Origin of the sequence: Ensifer sp. (assembly GCF_035999135.1) — a bacterium.
Lineage (GTDB): Bacteria > Pseudomonadota > Alphaproteobacteria > Rhizobiales > Rhizobiaceae > Ensifer.
Genome location: NZ_DASYGZ010000020.1, coordinates 85,198 through 109,603 on the forward strand (window position 1 = coordinate 85,198; position 24,406 = coordinate 109,603).

General features: G+C 62.9%; 20 protein-coding genes. 11 read left to right on the plus strand and 9 right to left on the minus strand.

What is annotated here, in order from left to right; all coding sequences use genetic code 11:
* Window positions 1-32 precede the first annotated feature (32 nt).
* The 3 genes from VGO12_RS01810 to VGO12_RS01820 all read left to right on the plus strand — a co-directional run bounded on the left by VGO12_RS01810 (window position 33) and on the right by VGO12_RS01820 (window position 2,522).
* On the plus strand, window positions 33-941 hold the full coding sequence (locus VGO12_RS01810; RefSeq protein WP_327511038.1) for an alpha/beta hydrolase: 909 nt from the start codon (window positions 33-35) through the stop codon (window positions 939-941).
* A 116-nt stretch (window positions 942-1,057) separates the two neighbouring features.
* On the plus strand, window positions 1,058-1,666 hold the full coding sequence (locus VGO12_RS01815) for a pyridoxamine 5'-phosphate oxidase family protein (protein WP_327511039.1): 609 nt from the start codon (window positions 1,058-1,060) through the stop codon (window positions 1,664-1,666).
* Window positions 1,667-1,721: 55 nt separating this feature from the next.
* Window positions 1,722-2,522 carry a M15 family metallopeptidase gene (locus VGO12_RS01820; RefSeq protein ID WP_327511040.1) on the plus strand — a complete coding sequence of 267 codons (801 nt, stop codon included), beginning with the start codon at window positions 1,722-1,724 and terminating at the stop codon, window positions 2,520-2,522.
* 95 nt (window positions 2,523-2,617) lie between these two features.
* Here the strand turns inward: VGO12_RS01820 and VGO12_RS01825 are convergent, their stop codons facing one another.
* On the minus strand, window positions 2,618-3,688 hold the full coding sequence (locus tag VGO12_RS01825; protein WP_327511041.1) for a GGDEF domain-containing protein: 1,071 nt from the start codon (window positions 3,686-3,688) through the stop codon (window positions 2,618-2,620).
* A gap of 190 nt (window positions 3,689-3,878) precedes the next feature.
* Window positions 3,879-5,270, minus strand: coding sequence for a class II fumarate hydratase (fumC, locus tag VGO12_RS01830; RefSeq protein WP_414650658.1), 1,392 nt, complete (start codon window positions 5,268-5,270; stop codon window positions 3,879-3,881).
* A 509-nt stretch (window positions 5,271-5,779) separates the two neighbouring features.
* On the opposite strand from fumC, the gene VGO12_RS01835 reads away from it, so the two are divergent.
* Window positions 5,780-7,678, plus strand: coding sequence for a murein L,D-transpeptidase (locus tag VGO12_RS01835; RefSeq protein WP_327511043.1), 1,899 nt, complete (start codon window positions 5,780-5,782; stop codon window positions 7,676-7,678).
* A gap of 53 nt (window positions 7,679-7,731) precedes the next feature.
* Here VGO12_RS01835 and VGO12_RS01840 read toward each other — a convergent pair whose 3' ends face one another.
* Window positions 7,732-8,409 carry an HAD family hydrolase gene (locus tag VGO12_RS01840; RefSeq protein ID WP_327511044.1) on the minus strand — a complete coding sequence of 226 codons (678 nt, stop codon included), beginning with the start codon at window positions 8,407-8,409 and terminating at the stop codon, window positions 7,732-7,734.
* A gap of 241 nt (window positions 8,410-8,650) precedes the next feature.
* On the opposite strand from VGO12_RS01840, the gene rpiA reads away from it, so the two are divergent.
* The 3 genes from rpiA (at window position 8,651) to gor (ending at window position 11,588) form a co-directional block, all read left to right on the plus strand.
* The gene (gene rpiA, locus VGO12_RS01845; RefSeq protein ID WP_327511045.1) at window positions 8,651-9,346 is read left to right on the plus strand and encodes a ribose-5-phosphate isomerase RpiA; all 696 of its coding nucleotides are present in this window, start codon (window positions 8,651-8,653) and stop codon (window positions 9,344-9,346) included.
* A gap of 121 nt (window positions 9,347-9,467) precedes the next feature.
* Window positions 9,468-10,013 (plus strand): DUF2059 domain-containing protein, encoded by a 546-nt coding sequence (locus tag VGO12_RS01850; protein WP_327511046.1) that lies wholly within the window; start codon window positions 9,468-9,470, stop codon window positions 10,011-10,013.
* Window positions 10,014-10,199: 186 nt separating this feature from the next.
* Entirely contained in the window at window positions 10,200-11,588 is a 1,389-nt protein-coding gene (gene gor, locus VGO12_RS01855; protein ID WP_327511047.1) for a glutathione-disulfide reductase, read from the plus strand.
* Window positions 11,589-11,593: 5 nt separating this feature from the next.
* Here the strand turns inward: gor and VGO12_RS01860 are convergent, their stop codons facing one another.
* Window positions 11,594-12,457 (minus strand): LysR family transcriptional regulator, encoded by an 864-nt coding sequence (locus VGO12_RS01860; protein WP_327511048.1) that lies wholly within the window; start codon window positions 12,455-12,457, stop codon window positions 11,594-11,596.
* A 774-nt stretch (window positions 12,458-13,231) separates the two neighbouring features.
* Here VGO12_RS01860 and VGO12_RS01865 point away from each other — a divergent pair.
* Window positions 13,232-14,605 (plus strand): class II 3-deoxy-7-phosphoheptulonate synthase, encoded by a 1,374-nt coding sequence (locus tag VGO12_RS01865; protein WP_327511049.1) that lies wholly within the window; start codon window positions 13,232-13,234, stop codon window positions 14,603-14,605.
* Window positions 14,606-14,790: 185 nt separating this feature from the next.
* Complete coding sequence (locus VGO12_RS01870; RefSeq protein ID WP_327511059.1) at window positions 14,791-15,189, plus strand: GFA family protein; 399 nt, start codon at window positions 14,791-14,793, stop codon at window positions 15,187-15,189.
* A 10-nt stretch (window positions 15,190-15,199) separates the two neighbouring features.
* Here the strand turns inward: VGO12_RS01870 and VGO12_RS01875 are convergent, their stop codons facing one another.
* The 5 genes from VGO12_RS01875 to VGO12_RS01895 all read right to left on the minus strand — a co-directional run bounded on the left by VGO12_RS01875 (window position 15,200) and on the right by VGO12_RS01895 (window position 21,445).
* Window positions 15,200-16,114, minus strand: coding sequence for a hypothetical protein (locus VGO12_RS01875; protein ID WP_327511050.1), 915 nt, complete (start codon window positions 16,112-16,114; stop codon window positions 15,200-15,202).
* A gap of 277 nt (window positions 16,115-16,391) precedes the next feature.
* A complete protein-coding gene (locus VGO12_RS01880) occupies window positions 16,392-18,131 on the minus strand; it encodes a pilus assembly protein TadG-related protein (RefSeq protein ID WP_327511051.1) in 1,740 nt (579 codons plus the stop codon).
* 1 nt (window position 18,132) lies between these two features.
* Complete coding sequence (locus tag VGO12_RS01885; RefSeq protein ID WP_327511052.1) at window positions 18,133-18,555, minus strand: TadE/TadG family type IV pilus assembly protein; 423 nt, start codon at window positions 18,553-18,555, stop codon at window positions 18,133-18,135.
* 295 nt (window positions 18,556-18,850) lie between these two features.
* Complete coding sequence (locus tag VGO12_RS01890; protein WP_327511053.1) at window positions 18,851-19,399, minus strand: DUF1003 domain-containing protein; 549 nt, start codon at window positions 19,397-19,399, stop codon at window positions 18,851-18,853.
* A gap of 117 nt (window positions 19,400-19,516) precedes the next feature.
* Complete coding sequence (locus VGO12_RS01895) at window positions 19,517-21,445, minus strand: LTA synthase family protein (RefSeq protein ID WP_327511054.1); 1,929 nt, start codon at window positions 21,443-21,445, stop codon at window positions 19,517-19,519.
* Between the two features lie 268 nt (window positions 21,446-21,713).
* Between VGO12_RS01895 and VGO12_RS01900 the strand changes: the two genes are divergently transcribed.
* Both VGO12_RS01900 and VGO12_RS01905 read left to right on the plus strand, forming a co-directional pair.
* Window positions 21,714-23,396, plus strand: a complete 1,683-nt coding sequence (locus VGO12_RS01900; RefSeq protein ID WP_327511055.1) for an NAD+ synthase — start codon at window positions 21,714-21,716, stop codon at window positions 23,394-23,396.
* Between the two features lie 2 nt (window positions 23,397-23,398).
* Window positions 23,399-24,226: a TolB family protein gene (locus tag VGO12_RS01905; RefSeq protein WP_327511060.1), complete on the plus strand. Its 828-nt coding sequence runs from the start codon at window positions 23,399-23,401 to the stop codon at window positions 24,224-24,226.
* Window positions 24,227-24,406: the final 180 nt, after the last annotated feature.

Here is a 24,406-nt window from a genome sequence, read left to right on the forward strand (position 1 = left end):
TTCAGCATTGAACATATTTAGAGATTCCCACTATGGCACCCTTTGCGATCAAGGTCATCCGTCAGGCGCTAAAAGGCGTCGCTGTGTTTTCGCCCGAGGCAGCCGGCAGGCTGGCGTTCGCGCTCTTCAGCGTCACGCCGAGCCGAACGCCGAAAAATGACAAGGAGAAAGCGGCGCTGGCAGCCGCAGCACCCGTCATCGCCAAAGGGCATCCGGTGACGCTTTCCTACGCCGGCGGCTGGGTGCTGGCACGCCAGTTCGTCCCGGCGCGTGAGGCGGCAAACACCAAGCGGATCCTTCTCGTCCACGGCTGGGGATCGCGCAGCGACTATCTGGCAGCGATGATCGAGGGTCTCGTCAAGGGCGGCGCCGAAGTGGTCACGCTCGACTGGCCGGGGCATGGCGGTTCGCCGGGGCGGACACTGACGATGCCGGCGGCTGTCAGGGCGATCGACGCCGCCTGGCGGCATTTCCGCAGTTTCGATGTCTGCGTCGGCCATTCCTTCGGCGGAGCGAGCCTGGCTTGCGCGGCCGGCGGCATCGTCTGTGACGTGCACAGCCATGCGGCAAGGAAGATGGTCCTGATCGGTGCGCCGAGCGAGATGACCTGGCTTTTCAAGGGGTTCGGAAAGGTTCTTCGTCTCGCACCGAAGGCGCAGGCCGCCTTCGAGGGCGTCGTCGAACGCCTGTCCGGCCGCCGCCTGGAGGACTTCGACGCTGCGCGTGTCGTGGGCGCCCGCGCCGTGTCGACGCTGATCATTCATGCCGAGGACGACAAGGAGGTTTCGGCCGAGCACGCGCGCCGCTATGCGGCCGCCGGTCCAAACGTCGAAATGTACTGGGCCAACGGCTTCGGCCATCGCCGCATCGTGTCGGCCGACCCGGTGATCGCCCGGATCAATGCGTTCATACACGCGCAGGATCAAAAAGCCGCGGCCTGACTATTTTTCGTTGACGTCGTCATCAGTCTGTCATGCTATCGGCCGAAGGGTCGATCCGGCTCCGCCGCTCGGTTCGGCGGGGCCGCGCGGAGATCCTGATAGCATTGGAGGACGGCATGTCGGTCATCACCTCGGTCGAGGAACTGAACACTCTTTACGGCGGCGTCAGCGAAGCGTCGGTGGCCAAGGTCACCCAGGCGTTGACGGCCGAGTACCGTCTGATGATCGAAGCCTCGCCGTTCTGCGCCCTTGCAACCGTCGGACCGGAAGGCCTCGACTGTTCGCCGCGCGGCGATGACGACAGTGTCGTCAGGATCGCGGATGACAGGACGGTGCTCCTGCCCGACTGGCGCGGCAACAACCGTGTCGATTCGCTCGCCAACATCGTGCGCGATCCGCGTGTGGCGCTGATGTTCCTGATCCCCGGGTCGAACACCACCATGCGCATCAACGGTACGGCCGTGCTCAGCATAGATCCGGAACTGACCGGGAGCTTCGAGGTCGACGGCAAACATCCGCGCAGCGTCATCGTCGTCACCATCGGCGAGGTCTATTTCCAGTGTGCGCGCGCGGTGATGCGCGCGCAGCTGTGGAACCCCGAGCGCTTCCTCGACCCGGCGGTGCTGCCGACACCGGGAACGTTGCTGAAGGCCGCAAAGGCGGATTTCGATCGCGAGACCTATGATCGCGAATGGCCCGAGCGCGCCGCCAAGACCATGTGGTAGGCTGCGCTTCGGTCTCCTTGCATGCGTTCCATAGGGAGGCGATGGAGGCAAGGGCGTGGGGCAAGGTCAAACTGGTGTCGGCGCGATCCTCGGGCTGCTTGCAGCGCTTGCCGGCCCGGCGCCGGCGGCAGAGCCGACACTGGAGCAAAAGCTGGCCGCGCTGGCAGCAGCCTATCCTGATACCATCGAGCGGGTCGACGGCAACGGCTTGCGCATGACGGACGGCGGGCCTCCGCTTGTGATCGATGACGGCAAGGCAAAGAGCCACGCCGAAAAACTGGCCACGGCCGATATCGAGGACAGCCTGTCGCAGATCTACCCCCTGGGGGGGTGCGCGAAGCCGCCGGCCGACGATTTCGATCCGGGGCGTATCCGCAGCGAGGCGCTGCTCAAGCGGCTTTATGGTGGCAATGCCGCGGCGGTCAGGCGGGATCTTGTCGCCGTCGATTGGTTCGGACAGCGGCTGCAGGTGACGCAACGCCATGGCGCTGCGCAGGCGCTGCAGGCGGTTGCTGCCGAGCTTGCGCAAAGCCCGAAACTCAAGCGCTACCTCTCGCCGAGCGCCGGCACCTTCAACTGGCGGCCGATTGCCGGTACGGCGACGCTCTCCGTTCACAGCTTCGGCGCGGCCATCGACGTCAATACGCGCTCGGCCGACTATTGGCGCTGGACGGCCAAAGGGAAGGGCGGCACACGCTACCGCAATCGCTATCCGCTTGAGATCGTCGAGAGTTTCGAGCGCCACGGCTTCATCTGGGGTGGCCGCTGGTATCACTTCGATACCATGCACTTCGAGTATCGGCCGGAACTCATCGCCATCGGACGGCTTGCCGGGGCGAACGCCTGTGCCCCGTAACCAGCCGAGGCGCCGTCAATCGTGGGCTTTCCGGGCCATAAACGACAAAGGCGCCCGGAAGGGCGCCTGATGACAGTCGGCTGGTCGCAGACATGTCAGCGTCGGTAGATCAGCCAGTTGCGGCCGGATTCCTTGCGCATGCCGTCCTCAAACAGCGTTGTCTTGTTGCGACCGGCATTCTTGGCGGAATAGAGCGCGATGTCGGCCTTGTTGTAGAGATCGACCGGATCTTCGGCGGCCGTCGCCATGCAGACGCCGACCGACAGCGTGATCGGCCCGTAGTTGACGCCGGTCTTGGAGTTGCGGAAGGGCGTTGCCGCGAGCACGGTGCGGATGCGATCGGCGATCTGCAGGCATTCTTCCTGGGTGCTGTCGCCGAGGATGATGGCGAATTCCTCGCCGCCGGTGCGCGCGACGAAGGCCTCCCGGCGCAGATTGGCGCGCAGCACGCCGCCGACGGTCGCGAGAATCTTGTCGCCGACCGGGTGGCCGAAGGTGTCGTTGACCTTCTTGAAATGGTCGATGTCTGCAACCAGCAGGCCGGTGAAGTTCTTCAGGTGCTCGTTGTTGTAGACGGCCGCGAGGTTGTCGTCGAAGGCGCGGCGGTTGGCGAGCCGCGTCAGCGAATCGGTGTTGGCGATGCGCTTGTACTCGTCGAGTTCCTGCCGGATGACTTCCATCTCGAACGACTTCTGGACGACCGTCTCGACGCGCTCCTTGCCCTGGCTCATGGTTTCGGCCGTCGCCTCGGTCAGGATGCCGATCGCATGGCGCAGGATGTCGGCGCTGGACGTGCTCTTGCTGACGATGTTGACATAGGCCTCGTCGAGAACCTTGTTGTAGGTCTCAAGGGCGTATTGCTCGTCTCTCAGCAGTGTGACGAGTTCGGCGAGCTTGGCCGCAAGCGTCGTGTGGGCGCGTTCGATCCCGTGCGAACGATGGATGTGGCTGAAATACTGCGCGCCGATGGCGTCCAGTTCTTCCTGGGTCGCGCGGCTGCCGAGCGCTGCCAGTTCCTTCGACAGCTGCGGATTGGATCCGAGATAGGCCTCGTAGTAGAGCTCGTAATTGCGGGGGATGGGGGCCACGCCCATCATGCGCATCGCATGGGTTACCTGCGCTGCGATATCGGGCGTCTGAGACTTGCCCGAGCTTGCCGTTTGCATCTGCAAACCCCCTAATATTAATCGCTGCTTACTGCTTGTTATTTTTAGGGGCAAATGATTTGCGAAGCCTTAACATTTGCCACTGCCGCGCGTTGTACAACGTTTGGGTGCGGCGCTTTTCACCGCTTGGTTGTATGCGTGCAGCTTGAAACCACGGCGCCGATCGGGCGCCGTGGTGTCTCAAAATGGATCAGGCCGGGCTGATCATCGTTTCGGGCCGGACGACCGCATCAAACTCTTCGTTCGTCACGTAGCCACCGCCGACGGCTTCTTCGCGCAGCGTCGTGCCGTTCTTGTGGGCGGTCTTGGCGATCTTGGCGGCGTTGTCGTAGCCGATCTTCGGGGCGAGCGCCGTCACCAGCATCAGCGAGCGGTCGAGCGCTGCCTTGATGTTGTCTTCGCGGGCCTCGATGCCGACGACGCAGTTGTCGGTGAAGGAGACGGCCGCATCGGCGAGCAATTGCACCGACTGCAGGAAGTTGTAGGCCATCAGCGGGTTGAAGACGTTGAGTTCGAAATGACCCTGGCTGCCGGCAAAGGTCAGTGCGGCATGGTTGCCGAAGACCTGGACGCAGACCTGGGTCAGCGCTTCGCACTGGGTCGGGTTGACCTTGCCCGGCATGATCGAGGAGCCCGGCTCGTTTTCCGGCAGCGACAGTTCGCCGAGGCCCGAGCGCGGGCCGGAACCGAGGAAGCGGATGTCGTTGGCGATCTTGAAGAGGGCCGCGGCCGTCGCGTTGATGGCGCCATGGCTGAACACCATGGAATCATGGGCGGCGAGCGCTTCGAACTTGTTCGGCGCAGTCGTAAACGCGATGCCGGTGATCTTGGCGATTTCGTCAGCGACCTTCTCGGCAAAACCGACCGGCGCGTTGAGGCCGGTCCCGACGGCCGTGCCGCCCTGGGCGAGTTCGCAAAGGCCCGGCAGGGTCATCTCGATGCGCTTGATCGACGAGGCGACCTGTGCGGCGTAGCCGGAGAATTCCTGGCCGAGCGTGAGCGGCGTTGCATCCTGCGTGTGGGTGCGGCCGATCTTGATGATGTGGTCGAACGCCTTGACCTTGGCTTCGAGCGCCGCGTGCAGGTGCTTCAGCGCCGGCAGGAGGTCGTGGATCACCCGTTCGGCGCAGGCGATGTGCATGGCCGTCGGGTAGGTGTCGTTGGACGACTGGCTCATGTTGACGTGGTCGTTCGGGTGCACCGGCTTCTTGGAGCCCATGACGCCACCCATGAGTTCAATCGCGCGGTTCGAGATGACCTCGTTGGCGTTCATGTTCGACTGGGTGCCGGAGCCGGTCTGCCAGACGACGAGCGGGAAGTGGTCGTTGAGCTTGCCGTCGATCACTTCCTGCGACGCCTTGACGATGGCGTCGGCAACGGTGCCGTCGAGGCGGCCGAGTGCCTGGTTGGTGCGGGCTGCGGCCTGCTTGACGATGCCGAGCGCCCGGACGATCGAAGCCGGCTGTTTTTCCCAGCCGATCTTGAAGTTGCCGAGCGAGCGCTGGGCCTGGGCGCCCCAATAGCGGTCGTTTGCCACTTCGATGGGGCCGAACGTATCTGTTTCCGTGCGCGTCGATGTCATCGTGATACCTGCCTTGATCATGCGGTTCATGAAGTCTGGGCGAGGGGCCGGATGGCGCACCTTCCCAGCGTGTCGGGCCTCTCTCTGCCCCGGCTGCCTGAGCTTGTAAAGGGGCGTGCCCGGGCTTGCCATGCTACAATCGTTTGAAACCCCGCGGTCTTGCGGCGCGCGTTGCGGGCGTCGGTGATTCGAGCGTCATCGGGGGCTCTGACGGTTGTGATGTTTCGGTCACAGCCACGGTCTTCTTTTCAAGCGCCGGCGTTACCCGCGGACAGGTTGCGGCAGTGCCGGAAAAATAAAATCCATTCGGATCAAATTTTTATCGCCGTCCGAACGTCATTGAAACAGGGTGTTTTCGAGGTTCCGGAGAGACAGGTGAGGGCGGCTGGCGTCGGCGCGTTTCCTTTTCATTCACCATCCTTTTCTATAACTTTCTCTGCACGAGGGCGTGGCGAGAATCTGGCTTCAGCCGCATTCGGCGACAACGCGATACGGGGACGTAGTTTCATATGAGAGTACTTAAAACGGCAGCGATCGTGGCGCTCATGAGCGGCTGTGCGATCGCGACCATGGATGCGAGGCCGGCTTCGGCCTTCACGTTCGGCGATTTCATCCGGGCCGGCCGGCAAAAGCCCGAGACCCAGCGGGCTCAGCCGAGCGAGCAGCTTCCGGGCGTTGGCGCGGGAACGATGATGGACCCGCAGCAGAACGCGGCCAAGCCGCTGCCGAAGGTGACGGGCCCCAAGTATTATACCTACAAGGCGGAGCCGCTGCGCCGCATCTCGACCGACAAGCTGCTTGATCCCGTCGTCACCGGCTCTGTGCGCAACGATGCGCTGCCGCCGATGCTGCGTATGGCTCTCGCCGACGCGCGGCAGTTCCTGCCCGAGATCAATGTGCGCGCGTCCGGTGACGTCGCCAAGGCGGTCGAGGCCCATTATGGCGCCCGCATGGACTACATCTGGATCGGCGCCGAAGGCGTCAACGCCAGGGCGAAGGCCGCACTCGCGGTTCTCGCCGATGCCGGCACGGTCGGCCTCGACCCGAAGGATTATGCCGTTACGGTTCCGGCCGACGCGTTTGATCGCGGCGACATGATCACGCGCGAAAAGGAATTGCTGCAGTTCGAGATCGCGCTGTCGGCCGCAACGCTCAGCTATGTCCAGGACACGGTCCGCGGGCGCATCGATCCGAACAAGATTTCCGGCTACCACGACTTCAAGCGCAAGTCCGTCGACCTCACGTCGCTTCTCGACAAGATGTCGGCAAGCACTGATGTCGCAACCCTTCTGAATGATCAGAACCCGAAGAGTGCGCAGTTTGCAGCGCTCTCGGTCGAATTGGAAAAGCTGCGGTCGCAGCAGGGCGTCGAGCCACGCGTCGAGATCGCGCCGGGCACCCTCTTGAAACCGGGCCAGAGCAATCCCGAGCTTGCCAATATCGTGGCCGGGATCCGCCTCAAGGGCTCCGAAACGCTCAAGTCCGAGCATGCTGCGGTGCTTGCAGCCTACCAGGGCACGCCGGACTATACGCCGGAACTGGTGACGGTGGTCGAAGCCTTTCAGAAGGAAAACGGCCTGAAGGCGGACGGCGTCGTTGGCCAGGCATCACTGCGCCTCCTGACCGGCGGCGACACGGTGGCGAGCAAGATCAACAAGCTCGAGATCGCCATGGAGCAGGCGCGCTGGCTTCCGGACGGTCTTGGCGACCGCTATGTCTTCATCAACCAGCCGGCCTTCACGGCCACCTACACCGACAAGGGCGCCGAGCAGTTCTCGATGCGTGTCGTCGTTGGCTCGAAGACGAACCAGACCTATTTCTTTGAGGACGAGATCCAGACCGTCGAGGTCAACCCCTACTGGGGCGTGCCGCAGTCGATCATCGTCAACGAGATGCTGCCGAAGCTCAGGAGCGATCCGAACTACCTCGACCGCATGGGCTATCAGGTCGAAGTCGGCGGTCGCCCGGTCCCGTCCTCGTCGGTCAACTGGTACGGCTCGACCGCTTCGGTTGCCGTTCGCCAGCCGCCGAGCAGCGACAATGCGCTGGGTGAACTGAAGATCCTGTTCCCGAACAGCCACGCGATCTACATGCACGACACGCCGTCGAAGAGCTTCTTCAACCGCGACAACCGGGCACTCTCACACGGTTGCGTGCGCCTGGCCGATCCGCGCCGCATGGCCGCGGCGGTGCTCGGCACGAGCATCGACGATGTCGGCAAGGAGATCGCCGGCGGGCGCAACAAGGCGCTGCAGGTTCCGGTCAAGGTTCCGGTTTACGTTGCCTATTTCACCGCCTGGCCGAACAAGGACGGCGCGGTCGAATACTTCAACGATGTCTATGAGCGCGACATGTACATGAACCGCGCCTTCGAGGCGACGCGCAACGCCCGTGGGGCGGAAGGCTAGTCTCGCATGCAAACCAAAAAAAGGCCGCTTCGAGCGGCCTTTTTTTTTGTCTGTCATTTCCTGTCGAACAAGTCGTTCACGAGCGCCGGCGTCAGTTCGTCGAAGTGCTGGATGATGACCGTCGGCTCGAGGCTTTCGATCGGAACGTCGGAGTAGCCGAAGGGAACGGCGATCGACGGCACAAGGGCGTTGCGGGCAACCAGAATGTCGTTGAGGCTGTCGCCGACCATCACCGAGCGCTCGGCAGCAGCGCCGGCATTGGCGATCGTGCGCAGCAGGTGATCGGCATTGGGCTTTCGGATTTCGAACGTGTCGCCGCCGGAGATGGCGGCGAAGCGATCGATCAGGCCGAGGCGCTCAAGCAGCCGGGTCGCGAGCCCTTCCGGCTTGTTGGTGCAGACGGCCAGCTTGAAGCCGGCGTCGGCGAGGCGGTCGAGGGCATCGATGGTGCCGGGGTAGGGCAGCGAATCGCCCGGCATCGAGCCGTGATAGAAATCGACGAACTCCTTCAGCTGCCGCTCCAGGAGCGCCTCGTCGAGCGGCTTCTTGCGCAGCGCGAAGGTGCGCTCGATCATGGCGCGGGCGCCGTGACCGACGAGATGCGTCAGATCCCCATAGGTGACGGGTTCGACGCCGGCTTGCGTGACCGCATGGTTGAGGCTGGCGACCAGGTCGGGGGCGGTATCGACAAGCGTTCCGTCAAGATCGAAGACGACAATGGGAGATGACACCGAAAGACCTCATGAGACTGCAAACGTTGCCCGTTCGGGTAGGCGAAGTAACGCAAGAATGCAATGGCAAGCATCGGCCGGGATGTGAGCGGAATCCCCAGCGGCGATTTCATTTTGACTTTTGTTTGCCTCGTCGGGCGTGTAAGTGTCTCAGCGGAATACGGGCGTCCCGCGGCCATTTGCGGCAAGGACGACCTTCAGGTCACGATGACCATGAGAACGACAAGGGAGCGACCGGCGCATGGACGCCCGCGAAATGAAGATCAAGGCCGCGGCTGCGGCTCTGGAATATGTCGAGGACGGCATGCGTCTCGGCATCGGTACGGGCTCGACGGCCGAGGAATTCGTGCGGTTGCTGGCCGAGAAGGTCGCGGCCGGCTTTCGCATCGAGGGCGTTCCGACCTCGGAGCGCACCGCGCGCCTCTGCCTCGAACTTGGCGTCCCGCTGAAATCGCTCGATGAACTGCCCGAACTCGATCTGACGATCGATGGCGCCGACGAGGTCGACGGCCGCCTGCGGCTGATCAAGGGCGGCGGTGGCGCACTGCTGCGCGAAAAGATCGTTGCCGCGGCTTCCAGGCAGATGATCGTCATTGCCGACGAATCGAAGGTCGTCGACGTTCTCGGCGCTTTCAAGCTGCCGATAGAGGTCAACAGCTTCGGTCAGGTGGCGACGCGCATCGCCATTGAGAAGGTGGCTTCACGCCTTGGACTTTCGGGCGAAATCACCGTCCGCCAGTCCCATGACGGTGCCTTCATGACCGATGGCGGACACCTCATTCTCGATGCATCTTTTGGCCGTATTCCTGATGCAGATGCGCTCGCGGGAGAGCTGAATGCCATTCCCGGCGTCGTCGAGCACGGGCTTTTCATCGACATCGCTTCACTGGCAATCATTGCCGGGCCGGAGAAGGCGCGCATTCTGACTGCGTCGTGATCCGGCTTCGATGCTCCATGAGGAGCAGGGAGCGGTAAAGACTACAGGTTTTCACACATGCGGGCCTGGCGGCGGCAATCGCCCGGGCAGCATGCGACAAACACAGGAGCAAGGGTAAACCATGAACAAATTCGCAGGTCTTGTCCGCACTTTCGCTGCCACGGCGGTTCTTTTGTCCGCGTCTGTCCCGGCAGTGAAGGCCCAGGACGTCTCCGAAGACCAGATCAAGGCGGCGCGCGCGACGATTGCCGCTCTTGGCGTCACGAACAGCTTCGACAACATCCTGCCGAACCTTGCCGAGCGGTTGAAGAACTCGCTGATCCAGGCCTCGCCGAACCATCAGGAACTGATCACCGCGACCGTCGACGAGAAGGCGCTGAGCCTTGCCGCACGCCGCTCCGATCTCGAGCACGAAGCGGCGACCATCTATGCCAAGACCTTCTCGCTCGAAGAGCTGAACGCGATCACCGATTTCTACAATTCTGCCGCCGGCAAGAAGCTCCTGAACGACGGCCCGATCGCCTCGCGCGAGTTGTTGAAGGCAGCCGACATCTGGGCTTCGGGCGTTTCGCGCGACCTGACCCAGGAAGCGACGAAGTCGCTCGACGAAAAGGTCGGCACCGCTCCGGCAGCAGCCGAAGGCGCCATCCAGGCACCGGCGCAATAACCGCCGACCACGATCACGTTTCAAGGAGCCCGGAGCGATCCGGGCTTTTCTTTTTCGGTGAGGCACCACTATATGTGCCCTTCGGCGCGGGGACTTCGATCCGTTCCGACGGCGCGCTGACCGCCAGATCGCGCGGCGCGTTTTCCCATTCGCCCATACGGCCAGATTGCTTTCAGGAGACTGCCCATGCCCGCCTTCGACTATGATCTTTTCGTGATTGGTGGCGGGTCCGGCGGCGTCAGAAGCGGGCGTCTTGCAGCCAGCCTCGGCAAGAAGGTGGCGATCGCGGAAGAGTTCCGCTACGGCGGCACCTGCGTCATCCGCGGCTGCGTGCCGAAGAAGCTCTACGTCTACGCCTCGCAGTTCTCCGAGCATTTCGAGGATGCCGCCGGTTTCGGCTGGTCGGTCGGCGAGAGCCGTTTCGACTGGAAGAAGCTGGTTGCCGCCAAGGAGCAGGAGATCACCCGTCTCGAGGGGCTCTATCAGAAGGGGCTCGACAATGCCGGGGCCGAGATCCTGCACACTCGCGCCGAGCTCGTCGGCCCGAACACGGTGCGCCTGGCCGACAGCGGCAAGACGGTGACGGCCGAGCGGATCGTGATTGCGGTCGGCGGCCATCCGACGCCGCACGACGCGCTGCCGGGCCATGAGCACTGCATTTCCTCGAATGAGGCGTTTGATCTCGCCGAGCTGCCGAAGTCGATCCTGATTGCCGGCGGTGGCTACATCGCCGTCGAATTCGCCAACGTCTTCCACGGGCTCGGCGTCGAGACGACGCTGATCTACCGCGGCAAGGAGATCCTGTCGCGCTTCGACCAGGACATGCGCCGCGGCCTGCATGCGGCGATGGAAGAGAAGGGCATCCGCATCCTCTGCGAGGATATCATCCAGTCGGTCTCCCTTGACGCCGAAGGACGGCGCGTGGCTGAGACGAAGAAGCACGGCCAGATCGTTGCCGACCAGATCCTGCTCGCACTCGGCCGCGTGCCGAACACCAGCGGACTTGGCCTCGAGGCTGCCGGTGTCAAGACCGACGAGCGCGGCGCCATCGTCGTCGATGCCTTCTCGCGCACGAGCGCAGCCGGCATCTACGCTCTCGGCGACGTCACCGACCGCGTACAGCTGACGCCGGTCGCGATCCACGAGGCAATGTGTTTCATCGAGACCGAATACAAGAACAATCCGACGTCGCCCGATCACGACATGATCGCAACCGCCGTGTTTTCGCAGCCGGAGATCGGCACGGTCGGTTTGAGCGAGGAAGAGGCGGCGCGCCGCTTCGACGACCTCGAAGTCTATCGTGCCGAATTCCGGCCGATGAAGGCGACGCTCTCGGGCCGCAAGGAAAAGATGATCATGAAGCTGATCGTCAACGCCGCCGACCGAAAGGTGCTCGGTGCGCACATTCTCGGTCACGACGCCGGCGAGATGGCCCAGTTGCTCGGCATTTCGCTGAAGGCCGGGTGCACCAAGGACGATTTCGACCGGACGATGGCCGTGCATCCGACGGCGGCCGAGGAACTGGTGACGATGTACGCGCCTTCCTATCGCATCCGGAAGGGTGAGCGGGTCTGATCGTCTCAGACTGACGCGCCAGCAAACATCGCTTCCTCGCGCTTCAACAGCTCGGCGAGACGATCGATGACCGTGCGGACCTCCGGACGGTGTCGATCGTCATCGTTGGCGGCGATCCACAATGGATGCGTCAGGCCTTCGATCAATCCGCCCTCGCGGCTGAGCAGCGGTTCGCTGTCACCGACGAAAGCCGGAAGGACGCCACGCCCTGCGCCGTTGCGGATCAGCCGCGGCACGAGAGCTGGACTGTCCGTCCACGTATGGATCTGCTGCTCGCGGTTTTGAAAGACCCATTTTTCGGCCGGTGAGCAGGCAGACTCCGTGCCGACCGATATCCAGGCAAAGTCGTCACGCTCCGGTAGATTGGCGGCGCGATAGACCGCGTAGGCGATGTTGACCGAGCGACGGACGGCGATGTTGCCGGATCGCGGTTGTTCGTGGAGGATCGCCACATCCGCCTCGCGGAAGGTGAGGTCGAAGCCGCGGGACATGTGTTTGCAGCAGAACCGGAAGCCGTCGCCCCGGCCACGGATCTCCATCGCATGATCGGCGACGAAGCCCGATACCCAGGCGTCGCTCGCAACCGACACGATCGGCAATGCGAATGCGTCGCGGTGCCAATCCGAGATGCTGTCGGCGGCACTCCGCATGGCACGGACATGTTCAAGCAGGATCTGGCCATCGTGGGCGAGGCGATAGCCCTGCTGGCTGCGGATGAACAGCACCCTGCCGATGGCGCGTTCGAGCGCAAGCATCCGCCGGCCGATGGTCGGAGCGCTCAATCCGGTGCGCGCGGCCGCGCCAGTCAGACCGCCCTCGGTCGCGACATGATAGAACAGTTTGAGATCGTCCCAGGCTGCCGCGCTCATTTGCTCTCCATGACGGTGGTTGTCCCTTCGTAACGCAGGTTGACCCGCTTGGCGTCCCTTCGCAGATGAAAGACGTCTTTCAGCGGTGCGTCTACAACGTCCGTGGCGCGGACATTAGGTCTGCCCTTGTCTCAAGGCAAAGGAGGCGAGGCCATGTTTGAACATTGGGCAGTCATTTGGACGGTGCTGCAACACGAACGCCGTCCATCACGAAAGGGCCTCGACGATCCGCTTGACGGTCCGGAATGGAAGGGGCTGCACTGGGTGCTGCCCGTGTTCTCGTTCCTTGGCGGGATCGGGGGCAGGGCGCGTCTCCCCGCGGCACCGGCGCCAGGTGCCGGTTCAAAGGCCGGCGCTGTCCGCTGTTGCGCTGATCCCGCAACACAGGCCCGATGAAGAGGTGTCCTTGCTTGGAAGGCGTTTCCAAGGGCAGGGCGGCGGGCAATCGGCGCGGCGATCCCGTTGATATTGCGTACTAATCTTTCAGCTTGGCGCCGGTGTCTTTCGGGATCGTGCGCCACGCGGACATATCCTTTCGCCATCGGCGCCCCGCAAAGCAATGAAATCTGGCCGGATGGCTTTCCAAGCGTTTCCTTAACGTCTATAAGCCCGCATTCCGCGGCGTTTCCGGTTGGAACGCGACCGTGGCCCGGGCTTCGGCGTCCGGGCCAGGCCACGCGGAGATGAGTGAAATTTCCGAATACCGGGCGGCCTTTTCGGCCGTCAGGGCGAGACCCGCGCGGAGCGTTCCGCGGCAGACAACAGGTGATCGAAATGGCACAGACTTGGACTCCAAACAGCTGGCGGCAGAAACCCATCCAGCAGGTGCCGGACTATCCGGACCTGGCAGCGCTCGAGGCGACCGAAGCGCGCCTCGCGAAGTATCCGCCGCTGGTGTTTGCGGGTGAAGCACGCCGCCTGAAGAGCGCCCTTGCCAATGTCGCCGAAGGCCGCGGCTTCCTGCTGCAGGGCGGCGATTGCGCCGAGAGCTTTGCCGAGCATGGTGCCGACACGATCCGCGACTTCTTCCGCGCCTTCCTGCAGATGGCCGTTGTCCTGACCTTCGGCGCACAGCAGCCGGTGGTGAAGGTCGGCCGCATCGCCGGACAGTTCGCCAAGCCGCGCTCCTCGGGCATCGAGAAGCAGGGCGACGTGTCGCTGCCGTCCTACCGCGGCGACATCATCAACGGCATCGAATTCACCGAGGAAGCGCGCATTCCGAACCCGGAACGCCAGATCATGGCCTACCGCCAGTCGGCTGCGACGCTGAACCTGCTGCGCGCCTTTGCCATGGGCGGCTATGCCAACCTCGACAACGTGCACCAGTGGATGCTCGGCTTCGTCAAGGACAGCCCGCAGGCGGAACGCTACCGCAAGCTGGCTGACCGCATCTCCGAGACCATGGATTTCATGAAGGCGATCGGCATCACCTCGGAAAACCATCCGAGCCTGCGCGAGACCGATTTCTTCACCAGCCACGAGGCCCTGCTGCTCGGTTACGAGCAGGCGCTGACCCGTGTCGATTCCACCTCCGGCGACTGGTACGCCACTTCCGGTCACATGATCTGGATCGGCGACCGCACACGCCAGCCGGACCACGCGCATATCGAATATTGCCGTGGCATCAAGAACCCGCTCGGCCTCAAGTGCGGCCCGTCGCTGACGGCCGACGGCCTGCTGGAGCTGATCGATCTGCTCAACCCGGCCAACGAAGCCGGCCGCCTGACGCTGATTTGCCGCTTCGGTCACGACAAGGTGGCCGAGCACCTGCCGCGCCTCATCCGTGCGGTCGAGCGCGAAGGCAAGAAGGTGGTCTGGTCCTGCGACCCGATGCACGGCAACACGATCACGCTCAACAACTACAAGACCCGTCCGTTCGAGCGGATCCTGTCTGAGGTCGAGAGCTTCTTCCAGATCCACCGCGCCGAAGGCTCGCATCCGGGCGGCATCCATATCGAGATGACCGGCAACGACGTGACGGAATGCACCGGCGGCGCGCGTGCGCTTTCGGGCGACGATCTCGCCGATCGCTACCACACCCATTGCGATCCGCGCCTAAATGCGGATCAGGCTCTGGAGCTCGCCTTCCTGCTCGCGGAACGCATGAAGGGTGGCCGCGACGAAAAGAAGATGGTGGTCAACGGCTAACGATCTGGCGTGGTTCAGCTTTTCTGAGCCTCGGACGATTGCTTTGAATTTGACACTGCCGGGTTGGCTGAGGAAGCTGGCCCGGCTTTTTCGTGTCTGGAGCAATGACAGGCGCAGGCCGGCAGGCGCGCCACGGGCATGCGTGGCAGCGTGTGCCACGAAGATCCGATCCTTGGGGGGCGATGATGCAGGACATTCACAACGGAGGCTGCCTCTGCGGAGCGGTGCGCTTCAAGGCACATGGCGAGCTGCGCGAGCTGATCTATTGCCATTGCAGCCAGTGCCGAAAGCAGACAGGCCTCTACTATGCCGCAACCAATGTCCGCAACGACGGACTGGAGGTCGAGGGGCAGGAGAACATCACCTGGTACCGGGCGAGCGACAGCGCCGGTCGTGGCTTTTGTCGGACCTGCGGCTCGGCGCTATTCTGGAAGGCGGACGGGCAGGACCACACCTCGATCATGGCGGGCGCCTTCGAAAAGCCGACCGACCTGAAGTCGGGCTACCATATCTTCTGTGCCGATCAGGGCGACTTCTACGAGATCAACGACGATTTGCCGAAGTTCGCTGCCTCGCGGGTCTGAGGGACGTTTCTCAGCTGTCGCCGGCCAGTTGCCGCTCCGCCTGCTCGAAGCCGTTCGCAAGCCCGGCAAGCTTGACCGCCTGCCAGTCGCAATATTCCTCGATCAGGCGCTCGCTCAGCCAGAACTGGCCGCGCGGGCCTTCGGTGCGCCGGCCGAGCAGGCCGGCGTCCTGAGCGCGGGTGAAGATCCGGCGGATATGGGTGTTGGAGATCATGTAGTGGGTGGCGAGGTCCGTCAGGTTGGCTTCGACCCACACCTTGCCATCCACCGGATCGAGGCCATCGGGGCGAGCCATCAGGTCGTCGAGGAGCAGGCCGCCGCATTCGGTCCAAACGAATGCCGCGACACCTTCCGGCGGCTGGGCCCAACGCCGGTCCGATAGCAGGAGGCGCGTGGCGATCGGCTGCGCGCTTTCGAAGAGGGAAGGGTCCGCCTCGACACGCTGCACGCGGCCCTTGCCGTCAAATCGGTCGAGCGTGCCCATCTGACTGATGAACCAGCGCTTCATCGCACCTTCGCTGACTTCGGTCGGCTCAAGCGGGCGGATCTTCTTTCGTGCGCGGCCGCCGTCGGCGTCGCGCAGCAATTTGTAGGTCAGGAGTTCGCCAATGAAGGCCGCAGCCGTGTTCCGGCTCGCGCCGCCGGTCTCGTGCACGAACTTCAGGAGCCGTGCCGTGGTGATCCCGGTCTCGGGGTTGGCAGGGTCACGTTCGAGATGGAGCGCGTAGATCGCCTGGCTAAGCGTCCATTTCTGGTGAGAGGCGACCAGGCGCGCGATGCGTGGAAAGGTGTCAAAGGCGGCCATGAGGTCGCGGGCGCTGGCCTGGAGGTTTGCGCGGAAGCTCCGGTGATCAAGGAAATCGTCCTTGGTGAAGGCGAGCAATTGATCTCGCGCGACGCCCTCTTTCTCTGCAACGACCCTCATCTGCTGCGCACACCCCCGATGGTCGCGCGGCGCACTGGATGCCACAGCGCCACGCGTCCTGTCTGACGCCCGATGATCGCCGTATCCCTCTGCCCCCTGCATGGTTCCAAAACGTCAGGAAACCTGCAGTCGATCAAGGTGCCCGGTTGCCAGCCGCCACTCAACTCTGACCCTTATAGCAGAGTTACCTTGTTCATAACGTGTGAACTTTCGATTTTGTTCGAGGCGCCCGGCAGTTTCTTCGCTTTGGGCGCCGCGACCGTCGGATGTCTTTCCGTCACTGAACGAGGACGGGAGGCTGGCATTTGACGCCCGTCACCCGAATATCGGCCTCGCCGACCCGAACCCCGACCAGAAGCAGCAGATTGTAGAGCAGATCGTCGACCGGCTTGGTGACCGATCCGAGCGTCTGGGCGAGCGCCTGCTGCACAATTGTCGGGCTTCCGAGCGTGAGGAACAGGATCTGGATGTTGAGATCGAGATTGTTGAGCAGCGTCTGGGTGGTCGACGTCAGGATATCCTTCGTCGAGACGGTCTTGATCGAGCGGGCGGCGACCTCCGAGGGGCTGAAGCTCAGGCGTGACACATTAAGGTTCTGCGCCTCGATATGGGCGAGGGCATCGATCTTGACCACCAGCGCATCGACCAGCCGTGCTCTTTGAACGCGCGCATCGGACGAGAAGTTGGACAGGACCGCAGGGTCGACGTCACCGATGGCGATTTCGGCGACGCCTGGCACGGCATCGACGGTCACCGAGGCGTTCTCCGGCGTGCCGCCGTAGCAGCGGATATCGGCGAGCTTGGCTTCCGCATAGGCAAGCTCGACATAGATCGGCAGGCGAATGCGAATGCCGGCAAGGGCGGCAAGGCCGTCGACATTGACTTCGACGGCAAGCCGGGTCTGTGCCGTGCGAACGGCGGCGCCCGGGGTGCCGAGGCGATGGCTGGGTGTCGAGACCGGCGGTTCACCGATGGCGAGCTTCACCTTGGCGGACGCAATGCCCGGCAGACCCGCGACGGCGTTGAGAGCAATCTGGTTCTCGCCGTTGGCGATCGCTGCCGCCGCCGAGACGAGCTGCAGCGCGCTGACCCGCATGGCCCAGTCGGATCCGGCGTCGATCCGAAGGCTCTTCTTCGGATCGAGATTGAGGATCTGTGCCAGCGTGAACGTCTTCTTGCAGTTTGCGGTCGCAAGCTCGATGCTCTTCAAGGCCGCCGTCACGGTGCCCGAAAGGCCCTGGACGAGGCGCATCGAGGCGAGCAGCTGCGGCATCGTCAGGTTCGCGTTCAGCACGTCTTCATAGGAGGCGGCGGTCAGGTTCAGCCGTGTAGCAATGATCTTCAGGAACGGCTGGATGTCGATATCGGCATCGATCAGCGCCCTGTAGTCCATGACCTTGAGCGAGATCGTCGTGCCGAGCATCTGCCCGAGAATAGAGTTGAGCAAGCCGTCGTTGAGGCTGGCGAGGCGCGAGCCCACGGAGAAGGCTGCGATCTTGGAGCTGGCGGCCGTGCCGTAGACATTGAGCTGCGGCGGCGCGCTGAAGATCGAGGCGAGGAAGATCTCACCCTTCTTTTCCAGCATGACCTGCACGGCGTCGGTCGGGGTCGCGTCCTTGACGAAGCGTTGTCCGGCATCGACGGACGGATCGGGCACATATCGTCCGCGCGTCACGGTTGCAACGGCGCCGACCTTTGCCGTGCTCGCCTCGCCAAGCGGCAGGACCTTGCCATCGACCGTCATCAGGCCGTTCGGCGTTGAAACACCGTAGTTGAGCCCGTTGTTGGCGAAGTGCGTGAGGACGGCTTTTTCAGCCAGGGAAATGTTGGCGGCGGCGGCGATGGCGGCTAGGTCGACGGTCGACTGCATCTCCCGCTTCTGTACGGTCAGGTAGCCGTAGTCGACGCCGAGCGCCATTGACGTGATGATCAACGGCATGACCAGAGCGGCCGAGATGCCGATGTTCCCCTCACGTGATCGTAGAAGTGCGGGCAGGCGCGTTGGTTTCCATTGCATCTCAGACCCCTCCGATGCGTATGGTCGCGAAGCGCTCGATCTGTTCGCTCGGCATCGCGAATGTGAACAGGTTGAAGATCGGCAGATCGCCAGCGTCGTACTTGATCCGGACGGTGAACTGGTTGGCGTTGTTGGCGTCGTCCCTGACCGTGACGGTCATGCGCGAGGACTTGATGAAGGCCTGGTCCATCGTCGTGCGCCGGATGTAGTCGGTCGCAAGACGCTCACGCTCGGTCTGGGAAAGGCCGGCAATCGCCGTACGGGCGGCATCGGCCGCTATCTGCTGGATGGAATGGGCGGCGCTCAGGTAGATGCCATAGGCGATCAGCGTGAGGACGCATAGAAAGAACAGCGGCGCTATGATTGCGAATTCGATGGCAGCGGCGCCGTCGCGGCCGCCTAACAGGCGCTTGAAGTTGGACATTGCAGCATCTCCGCGTACCCACGTTGCTGTATTCTTCGAATGTCCCTGCACCCGTAAGGTGAGCCTCAAATATTAATTTTTTCATACTCCGATAAGTTGTTGAATTGCTGCATCTTTCCCCAGTGTTGCAAAATGTGTATGCACGGTTGAATTAGTGTTTACGAAAGTGAGCTAGATTTTGCCCTGCCTGGCGCGCCGTGCCGCGCCTGTGCCGAAGGCGTACGAAACCGCAGGCACGGCGGCCCATACTGGGCCAGCCGGCGCCAGGATCGTTCAGCCTTGATCCCGATTTCGGTCACTCCTGACCCGGTTCGGAACGGTAGCGGGCGAGCTGCTGGTTCAGCATTGCAAGGTCGGCGCGCAGCTCGGATATCTCGCGCAGCAGCACATCGTCGACCTTGTGATGAAGCGCGATCAACTCGACCTCAGACTTGAGATTGACCTCGTAGTCCTTCGAGGCGGCGAAGCGGTCGCGCTCGGCCTGGCGATTCTGCGACATCATGATGACCGGCGCCTGCAGGGCGGCAAGCATGGAGAGCATCAGGTTGAGGAAGATATAGGGGTAGGGATCGAAGGCGCCGGCGGCGAGCAAGACGGTGTTCAAGAAGACCCAGAAGACGAGAAAGCCGCAGAAGCCGACGATGAAGCTCCAGGAGCCGCCGACCCGGGCGATGCTGTCGGCCAGCCGGTCGCCAAAGGACATGCCTGCCGAGAAGGCGACATTTGAATCCGTCGCGACCGTGCGCCGATCCCGCGCATGGGTGAGAATGCGGCGCTCGATCTCTCCGAGCTCGCTGAGCGGCTTGCCGAAAAGCTGTTTCGATATGTCATTGAAGTGCGGCATGGCGGTCTCCGGTGTTGGCCGGAGACAATCTAGCGCTTCAGCACCGCAAGGAAATCATGCCGTACGCGAAAATGCCAGGAAGACCGGAGCGGTTGCTGACCGCTCCGGTCGCTTCGATCAGTGGGTCTCGACGCTGGCGAAGAGATCGGCGTGCGACTTGAAGAACCGTTCGGTCGAGAAGCGGTCTCCGAACATCATGTCGTGCTGCAGGAAGCGATAGTCGCGCAGAAGGGCTGGCACCTTCGGCTGGCGCGACCATTCGGCGACTTCCTTGCCGTTCTTGCGGATCAGCATGTAGCGGTCGACGACGCGGTACTGGTCGTGCACCTTGCCGAGGAAGCCGGTGTAGTAGGGATGCTCGTAACCGGACTGCTTCAGGATCTGGTAGGAGAGAAAGGCCGGGCTGATGGTACCGACGTTCTTCCTCGGGCCCGTCTTGTTCGACCAGACGACGAGCGGCGTTTCGTGCTGCGCCTTCATCTGGTCCTTGGAACCTTTACGCTCGGCGGTGACGCCCTTCATGAAGCCGGTGCTGGTGTAGACGGTGTTGAGCGGCGGCAGGTGATCGCCGAAGAGCACGATGATCGTCTCGCGGTCCCGGTTCTTCGCCCAGTCCATCAGCATCTTCAGGCTGTCGTCGGCTTCCTTGATACCCTGTGCATAGGTGGCGAGCACCTGGCGGTCGGCTTCCGGCAAGTCACCTTCGACCTTGATGGTGTTTTTGGCGTAGCGGTTCGCCTCGTAGGGACCGTGGCCCTGGAGCGTGACGGCGAAGAAGAAGAACGGATCGTCCATCGCGTCAGCCTGGTGGATGATTTCCTTGGTCAGGGATTCGTCCGAGGCGAAGATGCCACGCTTCTGCATCGCGGGCATGTTCTCTTCCGACTTGAACATGTCGAAACCGAAGGCCTTGTAGACCGCTGTGCGGTTCCAGAACCAGCTCTGGAACGGATGGATGGCGCGCGAGACGTAGCCTTCGCCGCGGAAGAAGGTGGCGAGCGACGGGATCGGATTGCGGATGTACTGCTGGTACGGAATGCTGCCATAGGGCAGGAACGCGTTGGAGAAGCCGGTCAGCGCCTCGAACTCGACGTTGGCGGTCATGCCGCCGAACTCCGGCGAAAAGACGTTGCCCGACTGCATTTCGCGGATCGTCGGCATCGGATCGGGCGACAGCTTGACGTTCGGCAGGCGCGTCGGATCCCAGAAGGATTCGCTCATCAGCACGATGACATCCGGCTTGCCGCGATGCGAGGTGCCGGCGGGAAGCGGCTTGACCGGGATGCGGTCGATGGCATCGGCCATGTAGCCGGCCGGCGCGCTGACATTGGCCATCGGCAGGTTGATCGCAAACGCCAGCGCAAAGCCGTTGTGCTTGTAGTTCTCGGTCTGGTCCCACATGATCGGGATGACCTTCAGGCGGTCACGGATCCAGGAGAACTGGTTGTAGTCCATGATGTTCCAGAAGGCGACGAGCAGCGGCAACGCAAAGGCGAGGCGGGCGATGCGCTCGCGCCTCGTCAGCTTCGGGAAGGTGCGCCAGGCAAAGCGCAGAAGTAGGCCGATCGCGACCACGGCGGCCACGAGGCCGACGGCGATGCCGACTGCGGTCCAGGGACGGTCCTTCACCAGAACCGGCATCAGTTCCATGATCTGGCGGCCGAACAGGAAATCGGTCGGGTAGAGCGGGTCGGAGAGGAAGACCTGTTTCTGCTGGCAGATGACGGCGGGAAGGATCGCGAGCGGCGCAAGCACCACGGCCGACTTGTGTTCGCGGCCGAAAATGCCGTCGACGGCCAAAAGGATCAGGAAGAAGACGCCGATGGTGGTGAAGGCCGGGCGGGTCGGATCGACGATATAGGCGAGCGCATCGCTCAGCGACTGGCGAACGATCAGCTCGACAAGAAAGACGAGGGAAGCGGCAACGAAAAGGGAAAACACTGCGCTGCGCGTGGAAGCGAGCGTCTTGGCGTGCCGTGTGGTGAAGCCGGGTCTATCGACATAGACGCGCGAGCCTCTCGCGACAGCGGAATCGATACTAGCCAACATATTCTCCAATTTCATAAATGCGTCGTGTAACTGTCATACGCCCGTCATTTTGAACAGGGGATGAATGGTTTCTTAACCGGTAAAGGGGGCCGCTTTTCGCCGCGTGAGGGCGCTCTAAGCGTCGGCGATAAGAACCGGGAAAATCAGATTTTTTCGGATTTTTTCGCCCTGTCGCGATTGCCTGTGGGTATTTTGTCGCCGATTGCGCTAAAGAACATTGCGAAAGTCAGATGCAATCGTTCAGAACAGACCGGCAGGCCCGCTCATGACCGCTCATAAAAACGCTTCCTCGCTCCTTCGCATCGCCGTCGCGCAGCTCAATCCGACGGTTGGCGATATCGCCGGAAACCTCGCCAAGGCGCGCGAGGCGCGCGCCGACGCGGCCCGCCAGGGTGCCGATCTCCTGCTCTTGACGGAGCTGTTCATTTCCGGGTACCCGCCGGAGGATCTCGTGCTGAAGCCGGCCTTTCTCAAGGCCTGCCTCCAGGCGGTCGAGAAGCTCGCGGCCGAGACGGCCGACGGCGGGCCGGGCGTCATCATCGGGTTTCCGCGGCTCGCCAAGACCGGGCGGCACAATTCGGTGGCGGTGCTCGACGACGGCAAGGTGATCGCGATCCGCGACAAGGTGGACCTGCCGAACTACGGCGAGTTCGACGAGAAGCGCGTGTTCGACCAGGGCGAGATGCCGGGGCCGGTGAATTTCCGCGGCGTGCGCATCGGCATTCCGATCTGCGAGGACATCTGGGGCGATCTCGGCGTCTGCGAGACGCTTGCCGAAAGCGGCGCTGAAATCCTGCTGTCGCCGAACGGTTCGCCCTATTATCGCGGCAAGGTCGACGTGCGCCACCAGGTGGTGCTGAAGCAGGTGATCGAGACCGGCCTGCCGATGATCTATGCGAACCAACTCGGTGGCCAGGACGAACTGGTCTTCGACGGCGCAAGCTTCGCCTTCAACACCGACAAGTCGCTGGCCTTCCAGATGAGCCAGTTCGAGGAGGCGCTCACCATCGTCGAATGGAAGAAGGGCGAGAACGGCTGGCACTGCGAGAGTGGGCTAAAGTCACGCCTGCCGGAGCGCGAGGAGGCCGACTACCGCGCCTGCATGCTCGGCTTCCGCGACTACGTCAACAAGAACGGCTTCAAGAATGTCGTGCTCGGCCTTTCCGGCGGCATCGATTCGGCGATCTGCGCCGCGCTTGCCGTCGATGCGCTCGGCGAGGAACGGGTGCGCACCGTGATGCTGCCCTATCGCTATACCTCGCAGGAGTCGCTGAAGGACGCCAAGGAGTGCGCCGCCGCACTCGGCTGCCGCTACGACATCGTGCCGATCTCCGAGCCGGTCGAGGGTTTCCTCGGCGCGCTGTCCGATATGTTCGAAGGCACCGAATCCGGTATCACGGAGGAGAACCTGCAGAGCCGCACACGCGGCACCATCCTGATGGCGATCTCCAACAAGTTCGGTTCGATGGTGGTGACAACCGGCAACAAGTCGGAAATGTCGGTCGGCTATGCCACGCTCTATGGCGACATGAACGGTGGCTTCAACCCGATCAAGGATCTCTACAAGATGGAGGTCTATGCGATCTCGCGCTGGCGCAACACGACCGTGCCGCCGGGCGCGCTCGGCCCTTCCGGTGTGGTCATCCCGGTCAACATCATCGACAAGGCGCCTTCGGCGGAACTTCGGCCCAACCAGACCGACCAGGATTCGCTGCCGCCCTATCCGGTGCTCGACGATATACTGGAATGCCTGGTCGAAAAGGAGATGGGGACGGACGAGATCGTTGCCCGCGGCCATGACGAGGCGACCGTGCACCGGATCGAACACCTGCTCTACATCGCCGAGTACAAGCGCCGGCAGTCGGCGCCTGGCGTCAAGATCACCAAGAAGAACTTTGGACGCGACCGGCGCTACCCGATCACCAACCGCTTTCGCGACCGGGGGTAATGATGCGCAGCTCCGTCGAGACTTACGATATCCGCAGCGGCGAAATTGAGGTCGTATGGCAGACGGACCGGCTGGTCGAGGCGCCGAACTGGTCGCCGGACGGATCGCACCTTGTTATCAACGATGACGGTCGCCTGTATCGCCTCGGCTTCGACGGTTCGCAGCCGATCGAAATCGATACCGGCTTTGCAACGGCCTGTAACAACGACCATGGCATTTCGCCGGATGGCCGGATGATCGCCATCAGCGACAAGACCGAGTTCGGCAAGTCGGCGATCTATCTTTTGCCGGCTAGAGGCGGCGCGCCGCGGCTTATCACCCGCAACCTGCCGTCCTATTGGCACGGCTGGTCGCCGGACGGGCGCACACTCACCTATTGCGGCATCCGCGACCAGGCGTTCGACATCTACACCATCTCCGTCGATGGCGGCGAAGAGAGGCGGCTGACCCATGGCGAGGGCCGCAACGACGGCCCTGACTGGTCCGCGGACGGCCAATGGATTTACTTCAATTCGAGCCGCACCGGTCGCATGCAGATCTGGCGGATCCGCCCCGACGGCAGCGACGTTACCCGGATCACCGACAGCCCATACGGCGACTGGTTCCCGCATCCGTCGCCGGACGGCAAGCAGCTGCTGGTGCTTTCCTATGACGGAGACGTGTTCGATCATCCAAGGGACCTCGACGTGCGCCTGCGGCTGATGGACATGGACGGCGGCAATGCGCGCGTGCTGTTCGAGCTCTTTGGCGGGCAGGGAACGATCAACGTTCCCAACTGGTCGCCCTCGGGCGACCGCTTTGCCTTCGTACGCTACGAACCCGAAAGCTGAGAGCGCTGGACAAGTATACGGGTGCCATGCTAGCGCTGGTCTCGTTCGCAGGGCGCATCCGATCCGCGGGAAGGGCAAGGCCCACCTGTCTCACTGAACTTGGTTGCCACACCTCTTTTCAGTCTGTGGGCGCGGATACCGGACGTGAATGAAAGGAGGTCTTTCATGATCACGCGCGAT